The 10,616-nt window shown below is 38.6% G+C and carries 7 protein-coding genes; 2 read left to right on the top strand and 5 right to left on the bottom strand.

The window, feature by feature from the left end:
- Window positions 1-52 precede the first annotated feature (52 nt).
- The 3 genes from GNE10_RS25310 to GNE10_RS25300 form a co-directional block, all read right to left on the bottom strand.
- Window positions 53-541, bottom strand: a complete 489-nt coding sequence (locus GNE10_RS25310; protein ID WP_185567718.1) for a hypothetical protein — start codon at window positions 539-541, stop codon at window positions 53-55.
- Window positions 542-1,404: 863 nt separating this feature from the next.
- The gene (locus GNE10_RS25305; protein WP_185567716.1) at window positions 1,405-3,633 is read right to left on the bottom strand and encodes an FAD/NAD(P)-binding protein; all 2,229 of its coding nucleotides are present in this window, start codon (window positions 3,631-3,633) and stop codon (window positions 1,405-1,407) included.
- Between the two features lie 774 nt (window positions 3,634-4,407).
- Window positions 4,408-5,766 (bottom strand): cytochrome P450, encoded by a 1,359-nt coding sequence (locus GNE10_RS25300; RefSeq protein ID WP_185567714.1) that lies wholly within the window; start codon window positions 5,764-5,766, stop codon window positions 4,408-4,410.
- A 368-nt stretch (window positions 5,767-6,134) separates the two neighbouring features.
- Here GNE10_RS25300 and speY point away from each other — a divergent pair, with 368 nt between their 5' ends.
- Entirely contained in the window at window positions 6,135-7,307 is a 1,173-nt protein-coding gene (speY, locus tag GNE10_RS25295; RefSeq protein WP_185567712.1) for a homospermidine biosynthesis protein, read from the top strand.
- A 128-nt stretch (window positions 7,308-7,435) separates the two neighbouring features.
- On the opposite strand, the gene GNE10_RS25290 is transcribed toward speY, so the two are convergent.
- A complete protein-coding gene (locus GNE10_RS25290) occupies window positions 7,436-9,121 on the bottom strand; it encodes a PAS domain S-box protein (protein ID WP_185567709.1) in 1,686 nt (561 codons plus the stop codon).
- 930 nt (window positions 9,122-10,051) lie between these two features.
- On the bottom strand, window positions 10,052-10,183 hold the full coding sequence (locus GNE10_RS36150; protein WP_260447036.1) for a hypothetical protein: 132 nt from the start codon (window positions 10,181-10,183) through the stop codon (window positions 10,052-10,054).
- Here GNE10_RS36150 and GNE10_RS36590 point away from each other — a divergent pair.
- The gene (locus tag GNE10_RS36590) at window positions 10,142-10,327 is read left to right on the top strand and encodes a hypothetical protein (RefSeq protein WP_397326349.1); all 186 of its coding nucleotides are present in this window, start codon (window positions 10,142-10,144) and stop codon (window positions 10,325-10,327) included. The two genes, GNE10_RS36150 and GNE10_RS36590, sit on opposite strands and share 42 nt — an antisense overlap.
- The last annotated feature ends 289 nt before the right edge of the window (window positions 10,328-10,616 follow it).

The following is a 10,616-nucleotide window of genomic DNA, read 5'->3' as shown; positions in this document are numbered from 1 at the left end:
GTATATATAATTTAAATTTTTATCAAAAATTTGCTTTAATATAATAAATTTATTATATCAAAGCAAATAATGAATAGATTGACAAAATTAAATACGGGATTGCAAGAATAAAAGTAACATATTTTTCCACTAGAGTTTGTTCGAGATATACTTTGTATTCTCTATCCTTTTTTAAAATTTCCCATTCTCTTTCATAAATAGCAAAAGGCAAGTTTTTTTCTACTTCACTAATAACTTTGAATTTTGCAGAATTTAATTGTTTATATGAGATGATATTGCTGTGCCAAATAAAACATAAAATCAGTCCTAGTAATCCGAGTAGAAATAAACTAATATATTGTAGTCTGGTATTTTGTAATTTAGACAGAAAGTCTTTGTTGCCAAACACAGAAATAATAGCAAGTAACCCAGATAATAAAGTTATGTAAAAACTATTAATTTGAACTCTTCTGGCACTAATTCTGTCTGCCATTTCCACATAAAGCTTATATTGTTCTAAAAGATGATTTTGGTAATTATCACCGTAACTGTCTTTATCCATATCCCCTACTTAATTAATTTAATGACTTGACAACAATTTTCAACTTGAAATATACAATTTTTCTAAATTACGATCTAATTTTTTCGCTATGTGCGACATTGAGGGTATTTATAAAATAAAAAGAAAATTATTGTAGGATGTGTTAGGCGCATATTTCAAGATTATTTGTCACGAACAATATGAAATGAGCGCTATTAATCACCATTTTATATAGCAGTCGGTTACTAACGCAGTCTACTTAAGATTTACTTTATAAATTTTCTCTTTAGGTTACACATATAAGTTTATAAAGCGTTCCAATCTTTATTTATCTCAGCTAGTTTCATGAGATAAAAGCTCTCGCATATTTCTCGAATAATAAATAATTTATTGACATAACTTTATAAGTACTTATTTGTTTTTGATTCTATTATGAAGATACATAAGCACGTAAATCTGTTTCAGTTTTGGATACAGAAATGTAATATTTTTTGATAATCTTTGGAGGTAGAAAAATAGTCCAGATATTAATATCTATATATAGAGAGGCGCGGCAACAGTGCCTTCGTTAGCAAGAGCGGTGGCTAATCTGGAGAATTTTTGCGTGACTACGGTGAAATTAGGGGACTCTTGAATAAGTATTATATGATTGGAGTTGGTGCGATCGCTCTCATCTTAAACAGCATCCAATATCACGTCTACCGTCGATCTGAGAGTAGATAACTGTCTTTATTTTGAGAGGAATTTTGGTAACTCCAAAAAATAAATTAATCAATTTCACTCTTCAAAACAACTTTTCTTCCCCCTGCACTCTCAAAGTGATGGGATATTTTTATTTGGAAGTCCCCTAGTCTGTTTTTATAGTCATCAGTCAACGCAAATTTTCAAATTTGGTAGTCCAGTACAAGTAAAACTCTGCCACATTGTTGATTTGCGGGTACGGCTTCTGATATTTTTTTCGGTTTGGGTAAGTTGAGGTTGTTCATTTGTTCGATGAATTGGCTGCGGGTACGTCCAGCAAAGCGGGGATTCCAGCGCTTTTCTTCGCCGATGGTGGATACTGTCCGTCCTTGGTAGTCGTGAGCGGGATATACTAAGGTGTCTTCTGGTAATGCGAACAGTTTTTGAGTCACAGCATCATATAATGCGCCAGGGTCACCACTTTGGAAGTGGGTACGCCCGCAACCGCCAATAAATAAGGCATCTCCCGTTAACAGATGTGTGTCGTTGACTAAGTATGCCAAGTGGCTGTTAGTATGACCAGGAGTAGCGATCGCTCGAATTTGCACGCTACCCAATTGCAAAATATCACCATCGCCAATGTATTGGTCTGCACAGGTAACTGCTGAGTTTTCAGGTACAATACCGAAACAACCAGTCAACGACCTGAGTCTGTCTATGCCAGTGATGTGGTCGGCATGGATGTGAGTTTCTAAACAATAGCGCAAGGTCAAATCCAATTGTTGCAAAACTTTTAAATCCCGTTCAACTTGTTCCAATACAGAATCAACTAAAATGGCTGTTTTTGTTTCTGGGTCAGCAATTAAATAAGTATAGGTACTCGATTCTTTATCGAACAGTTGACGAAATAACATAACAGGTTTCCTCAACGATGATAAGTTTTCTTGGGCTGGTGGTGGCGAGGAGAGTACTGGGGATTGGATGAGGAAACTTCCCCAATTGTTAGTCGCTAGTCCCCAGTCCTTTTTACCAGCAGTAGCATGAGGCTTGATGGATTTCAGTAACTCCTGCGCCAAAGTTGCTGCTTGAACTCGAATTTCTGGAACTGCGGTGGTTTCCCAAAGATTGCCTTTGCGTGGTGTCCCCAAGGTGTACAACATTTGAGATGCTTTACCATCTGCATCTATTAGCGCACCATTGGCGGTGGTGTCGATTCCCATTGATAATGAATTGGGACGAATCAAGCGTTGTTCTTGTAAGCTGGCTACCAATGGATATTGCAATCTGCGGTAATCGCAATTTGCGCCGGTGCAATTTATAATCCGGTTGACTCGCAAAACCATATCTTTGTGTGTCCCACGTTCGCAGATTTTCACATCTACGCCATTTTCCCACTGCTGACAGCTTTGAATTCGACCTGCGTAATGCATGAGTTGACCAGATTCCATTGCAGCATCAAGTGTTTGGGCAATTTCTTCAGCAATGCGATGGCGGTGAACTTCCCAATAAGCTTTCACATGGCGTAAGAATCGCTTTTGTTCTGGTAATGGTAATGCTTGCCACAATTGTTGAGTAACTGGACGAATGGCATCGATTACACTACGCCAATCTTGTTCTTGGGTAAGTGTCCGTAGTTCTTGACGTACTAGATTTAGCAGTCCTCTTGCGGTTTTTGGTGCAGTTTCGACATTAATAAATGCTGGGTAAGGAGGTGTTGATTTGTGGCGACAAGGCATTAATCCGTGACGGGAGACGGCATGGATTTTTCCTGCAAAACCTTGCTGGCGTAAGGCAACTATGGTATCTGCCATTGTTAAACCAGTGCCCACCAAGAGGATAGCATCTTTTGAATTTAAGTCAGCGATCGCATGACTCGCCCAAGCATCTTTGACATATTGCTGGTTTAAATTGGCAATTGGTTTGGGTAGAATTGCTGGGAAATTCCCCAAAGCTAGTACAGCCTTTTGTACATCCAAACATTGGCCGCTCTTGAGATATATGATTGTGCTGGAGGATTTTGTTTCAATGGCGATCGCTTCATCTACAATTTTCTCTAATTGCACATTCACCGATGCATTTTTCTCTGCTGCCTTTAAAGTAGCTTGGACATAATCCCCATAAACCCGACGAGAAACAAAGGTACATGCTGTTACCTGTTGGTGTCCGTTGTTGTGCAACCAATCGAGAAAGTGATTTGGTTCATCTGCAAAGGCACTCATTTTACCAGCTGGCACATTCAGCAAATGACAATCCACTGATGTTCCGTAAGCAACACCTCTTCCCACCTCGGAATTCCGTTCAATCAATTTAATAAATAATGGCGTAGTTGCATGACGTAAAAGATTAGCTGCAACCAAAGAACCACTTAAACCACCACCAATAATTGCAATAGTAACTGGAGAAGATGTGGTGTGAAAAATATTGTTATTCATAAGACGTATCAGTTTAACTTGCCGCTTTCTACACAATTAATTTACGTCAGTTCAACTGAAAATTATCTCTATTGAAAACTCTGAATTTACGAAAAACCACATAGACACAAGAAAAAGTGGGAATTTAATTTCAGTGTCTAATTTCCTCAATTCAATTAATAGCGAGGCAATATCACACAAACCAAAATCCTTATCCAGCAAAAATTTTAAAATATATGCCTCTCAATTTACTGTCTTTTGCACCCAAATCCGATGGAAAAAGTGTGGTTTTTAATTAACCCCAAAATATCCCCAAAAAATCTGCAACTTTACTGGTCAAATATGAGATTTTTCTGACATTACTGAATTCATAGAATTCCACAAGAAACGACAAAACTTATATGTGAACATCAAGTTTCAACAATCACTTATAAGTTGTTCCAGATAAAAATTGCACATTGACTCGTAGCTGATGGTTGACGGTTGACAGTCAACGATTACCACGAATAGTTACAGCAATCCTATTTGAGGGGTTATTTATCAAGTGAAAATAAAATTAATGTAGTGGACTGAAACAGCTAAAATAGTGCATCAGCTTGACTCTTGTGGGGTGGGCATCCTGCCCAGACGGGTGAGGACACCCATCCCACAATAAAATCTATTGCAACATTTAAGGCTTGCCACGCTACTACTGGCGTGTCTAGACTAAAGTTGTGCATTAGCTTTATTGTTTGGGAGTTGCTAAGGCGCAACTAAAAACATTGTTTATTGCAACATTTTAGCCTTGACATGCTACTACACTGTGCTAAGGGTTGTAGTTTGCTTCACGGTTACTTTCACCCCCGTTGCTGGACGTAGGGTAATTGAAGCTTGAGGAACAATTTGATGGTCTGGTACAAGGTTTAATTCAAATTTTTGGGCGATGGTTGCTAATAATAAAACTGCTTCCATCAAGGCAAAACTTTTACCAATACAAGTGCGCGGGCCATCACCAAAGGGAAAGTAAACTCCTCTTGGTAGCTTTTTCTCAAAATCATTAGCCCAGCGTTCTGGTTTAAATACTTCTGGGTTTTCAAAATAACGAGGATGGCGATGCATTACCCATTGGCTCATCATAATTGTACAATCTTGTGGCACTTGATAACCGCCAATTTCACAATCTTGGCTAGCTTTACGCGCCATGTTGTACACAGGAGGAAATATTCGCATCGTCTCCTTAATTACCATATCGGTATAGCGCAAGTTGGGAATATCTGCAATTGTCGGAGAACGCCCTGCCAAAACTTGTTGTAATTCTGCTAATAATTGAGTACGTACTTCGGGATAGCGAGATAAAAGTATCCATGCTCCAGTTAAAGTATTGGATGTGGTTTCATGTCCTGCTAACATTAAAGTTGCGATTTCATCTCGCAATTGGCGATCGCTCATTTGGCTGCTATCTTCTTCATCTTTTGCTGCCATTAACATTGATAACAAATCCCCAGGATTTTCACCACTTGCACGCCGTTGACTTATAATTTCATAAATAGTTTTATCCATCTGCTTGATGGCATTTTTGTAGCGAATATTCTCCGGTCTAGGAAACCATTCCCAGAAGATAAAATTTTGTTGCCGTTTACTTTCAAACCAATGTGATGTGACATCTAATGCATGGGCGACATCTTGCGCTTGTTCCTCGGCGAGGTCGCGGTTAAATATTGTTTTCATCACAATATTTAATGTCAAACGCATCATATCTTTGTGAACGTCACGGGTTTCGCCATCGTGCCAAGTATCAAGCATTTGTTCGGTGTAAGCCACCATAATATCGCCATAGGTAGCAATCCGCTTTTGGTGGAATACAGGTTGGATTAATCTTCGTTGGCGAAACCAAGAATCTCCTTCACTAGTGAGAAGTCCTTCACCTAATAAGGTTTTCAAGGCATATAAAGAACGACTTTTAACAAATAAATTTGTGTCTTTGAGTACTTGCTCAATATAGCTAGGATTAGTTAACAAACAAGCCGGGGTTAATCCTAAACGTATAGGTACAATATCACCATATTCACGAGCGCATTTTGTTAAAAACTCCAAAGGGTCGCGACCAAAATCAAGCAGACTACCCACAATAGAATTTGTTTCTGGGCCCGGTAATTCAAAGATATCTTGAGTCATGCAGATTTATCACCTCGCTGGGTAAGTCCTAACTCAAATCTTGAAAAACCTGCCTGCTTCTAACTTCTATCAAAGGGAAGAATCAGCTATTGGGCTTTTAAATTGCACGGTTATATGTCAAGTTTGTTGACTGTTGACTGTTGACGGTTAACTGTCAACAATCAACATTAAAAGAAGATTATCAAACAGTCTAGATTCAAGTTAAATTTATATCAATTAAAATTTCATTGTTCTATCGAGTTTTCATACTCATTATTTTAATTAATTGCCCTTTTTCAACAAATTAGTATAATTCTTAACTTCCAACTCCGAAACCAGTACTTTGCTATAACATTAGATTCGGCGTATTACTGTTCAGGAGTGCCAAAATGTCTAAACAGCTGGGTCAAAAAATCTCACCCACACCTATATCTAATGATATTGGCGTGGTGGATTTAATTGATAGATACTTCACTGCGTACAACTCAGCACGTTTGCGCGAAATCTGCCAACTACTTAGTCGTGAGGTGCTAACAGAAGGTGTCACAGTGGGAGTTAGCCTTTCCGGTGCAATGACACCAGCAGGATTTGGGGTTTCAGCACTTGCACCTTTAATTCGCAACGGCTTTATTGACTGGATGATTAGCACTGGTGCAAATCTTTACCACGATATGCATTATGGTTTGGGTTTTGAACTGTTTGCTGGGAATCCGTTTTTAGATGATGTGAAACTCCGCCAACAAGGTACAATCCGGATTTATGACATTATTTTTGGCTACGATGTACTGCTGGAAACCGATGCTTTTATTCGCAAAATTCTGCAAGCAGAACCTTTCCAAAAACGTATGGGAACTGCTGAGTTTCACTATTTACTAGGGAAGTATGTCCGGGAAGTAGAAAAGCAATTAGGGGTACAAAATTCTTGCTTGTTGGCTACCGCTTATGAATATGGCGTACCAATTTATACTTCTTCTCCCGGAGATAGTTCTATTGGCATGAACGTAGCAGCTTTGGCCTTGGAAGGTTCGCAATTAATATTAGACCCTGCCATTGATGTGAATGAGACAGCAGCGATCGCTTACAATGCCCGTGAAGGAGAAGGTAAAAGCGCCGCCGTCATTCTCGGTGGTGGCAGTCCAAAAAACTTTTTGCTACAAACACAACCGCAAATTCACGAAGTCTTAGGACTAGAAGAACGCGGACATGATTACTTTGTACAATTTACCGATGCTCGTCCAGATACCGGTGGTTTGTCCGGGGCAACTCCATCAGAAGCAGTAAGCTGGGGTAAAATTGACCCAGAAGAATTACCTAACACAATTGTTTGTTATACCGATAGTACCATCGCCCTACCACTGATCACAGCATACGTCCTCAACAAATGCCAACCTCGTCCTCTAAAACGCCTGTATGACAAACGAGAAGACATTTTAAAGAAACTGCAAACAGATTATTTAGCAGCCAAAACCCAACCATCAGAACGAGTTCCAGCAGCCGTAGCTGAAAATGCTTCACAGCCGACAGCCACTTATCCTTGCGGTAGGTTGATTCCGAATACATAGGAGTGGGGGATGGGGGGGAAAGGTTAAAGGGAAAAGGGAAAAGGGAAAAAGAATAAATTTTATCTTTCCCCTTTTCCCCTTACCCCTTTCCCTTTCCCAATACCCTATTCGCTTTTTTCTGCTGCTAATTACTGGGTAACATTGCGAAAAATTCCATGAGTAGCAATTGGATGACCTTCGATGAATTTACCGTTAATGTTACCTTCTAAAAATATTGTCTCACCGTTTTTGGTAATGAATCCGGCTTTGATTTGCTCCTGTTTTTCTCCGGAAAGCACGCGATAAAACTTTTGCCAACAGTATTGTCTAAACTCTGGATGTATAATATCAAAAACGTTTAAAGAAGCAATTTCAATTTCATCATATCCAAAAGCTTCTCGCCATGCGCGATTGACATATAAAAAACGGCCGTAAGCATTCACAGCTTGAATCAAATCATTTGCATTTTCAAATAAATCTCGATATCTTTGTTCGCTTTCAACAAGAGCGATTTCTGCTTGCTTGCGTTTAATAAACTGAGCGATTTGGCTACCAATAGAACCTACCATTTCCAATAGTTCTGTATCTTTTGCTTGGATGTCTCGGCTCAAGAAAACCATCACTCCTAAGATTTCATTATCGTCTAAGATGGGAAAACCAAAAGCTGCATGTAATCCAGCTTCAGCAGCAGCTGGCGATCGCCTTTTGTCTCCATCTTGTGTGATATCCTCAGTCCATAGGGGCGATCGTCGAATCCAAATTTCACCAGGTAAGCCAACACCAGGAGTATATGTAGTTTGCCATGTAACTCCTTTAAACTCTCTCCCGGAAACTAATCGACTCGACCAAATTTCTACACACCTTAATACTGCATTAACATTGTGTATTTTCACCGAAGTACCGATATATTGGCTTGGCGTCCAAAGTTCTCCTAAATCCCATCCCAGATTTTGACACATCGACTGCAAAATTTGAGGAATCGCCTGCTTGATACTCTGTGATTCTGATAAGATGCGAGTGATAGTATACTGGGCACTTGTACGCTGTTCTCGGCGCTGTCTAGTAGTAATGTCTCGACCTATAAAAACAATATCTTCTAAACTTTCTGTTCCTTGAGAAATTACCGAACAGGAAAAAGCAATCAAGCGCTTTTCTCGTGTTTTAGTTTTACAAACTACCTCTAAATTCTGAAAATTTTGCTGAGCAGCAAAATGCTGATAAATTGCTTTTATGACTACTTGGTCGTCAATTATTAATGAAATAGGTTGATTGATTAATTCATCCTGACTAAAACCAAATAATTCTTCAGCAGCATGATTGACTTTGATGATTTTGCCAAAGTTACTAGTTACTAAAAAAGCATCTGGCATTGAAGCGATTACTTGCTCCATATAACTTTTACAATTTATCAAAGCACTGGATAACAAATTTGCTTCATTCGTTTGGTGTAACAATTTGTGTTTTAAAACAATTTTATCAGTCACATCCTCAATTAGTACGATTAAACTATTTTGAAAATTGTCATATTGTTCGCGGATGATATATATATTTATATATAAATGAGATGGTTGATTTAAACCTCGTCTAATTCCTTGTAGTTCAAACAATTCTTGCTTGCCGTACAAAATAGCTTTTAAAATATCTTCCAGTCCAATCAATTCCGGAAAGCTTAGCCGGATATCTTTACCCCGTGTCATTTCCTCAGGTCGATGTGCAAACCGTTGTACTTGCTCCGATGTATCAATAATGCAAAAATTATCGTCCACTTCCAAGCGTTCAAATTTGTGTGGGAAAGAAGATTTATTTAAAATCCGGTCTAATACTTGGTCTTTCATTGTGGTGTGGGAGCAGGCTTGAAGCCGAACTTGCAAAATGAGGATTTAGAGGAAACAGAAGATATCACAACTATGAATTTAGAATTTTATAAGTCAGAAGTAATATCATGTCCCCTTGATTACTTATTAAACCCGAAAAACCCCACCCCTTAATCCCCTCCCCGCTCTTCGGGAGGGTAGACAAAGCGTAGCTTTGGCTCTTTGGGGTGCAATACTGTGGGAATCATAACTAATTATGCGGACATAATATAAGAAGGCTTTAGAATCCAAGCTTAATAAATTCAACAAAATCAGTCAGCTATCAAACCATTAATATTCTAAATCTTCTGCATTTCCATCACTGACTGATTCAAAAGAAACTTTTCCGGCTTGACTCCTGAATCCTGGCTAGAAGACTTCAGGAAAGAGAAACAAAAAATTTTAGCTATTGCTATGTGAAACTACTATCTTATCGACAATTAATGACTCAGTAATCAGAAATAACAATTAATAAATCAGCACACTGATGATTCTTTAGCTATTGTTTCAAATATTTGAACAACACACAAGCCTATGGAGTCAGAATTTACAGAAGCTGCGAATACTCAGTTTTTTCACTGAAATTCATATTAATTGATTAAGTGTACTATTTTTTAGTATCAACTCCGTGTCGTTACTTGTAAACAACTTTTAGCATCTTTTGAATCACTTAATGGCAATTAAGTAAGTCAACGTCAATCAGTATCCTTGGCAATAGACAATAATAAGGATTTTAGCCGAAATTATTTGTCTGAACATTGTTTGATTTGATTATGCCAACCTACTTAGCTGATAGTAAATAAACTTTACTTTGCTCATGTGTGCCCTTTGGGGTATTGACAATAAACTATGAATTTGATTTTATCAAAACTTTTTCTCCCAAATATTTAACTTTAATCCTAGCAGTGTTATTTATAAATACAAAGTATAAAAAAGCACTAAATTTGCTAAGACAATCAGTAAAGTTTTATCAAATGTAGAGTCGCACAGCGATCGCCTAAAATTGAATCTGGCGATCGCTATTCCCAAGCACTCACTTACCACACTTTAGGAACCCTTGCACTAGCAGAAGAAAATTACCCAGAGGCGAGGGTTAATTTGCAGACAGCGTTGGAGATATATGTTGAGTATAAAGATGAATATTGGGGGGCGATCGCACGGGAGGCGTTAGAGCGATTACCAGAGTGATGTCAAATAGTTATATTAATATACTCCTAAGATAAGATTGCTGTATGGGTTAAGTAGTTGCCAAGGTAACAATTTATGACTCAAGCCATACCAAAACTAGTAACCTTTGAAGATTTTGCAGGGGTGAACGAAATTTTGTGTGGGATTTCTAGCTAAGTATCCAAAAAATTACCCTCCACACTCTCCACACTCCCAATACTGCTCGGTGAACGATTTTTAACTCGGCATTGGGTCTGGGGAAAAGGTGAGCCAGCGCGGTCTTGGGGGTTTCCCCCATGAGCGACTGGCG

It is taken from the genome of Nostoc sp. 2RC (assembly GCF_014222165.1).
Lineage (GTDB): Bacteria > Cyanobacteriota > Cyanobacteriia > Cyanobacteriales > Nostocaceae > Nostoc > Nostoc linckia.
Note: the sequence above shows the minus strand (reverse complement) of the source record. Positions and strands in the feature narration are given on the sequence as shown.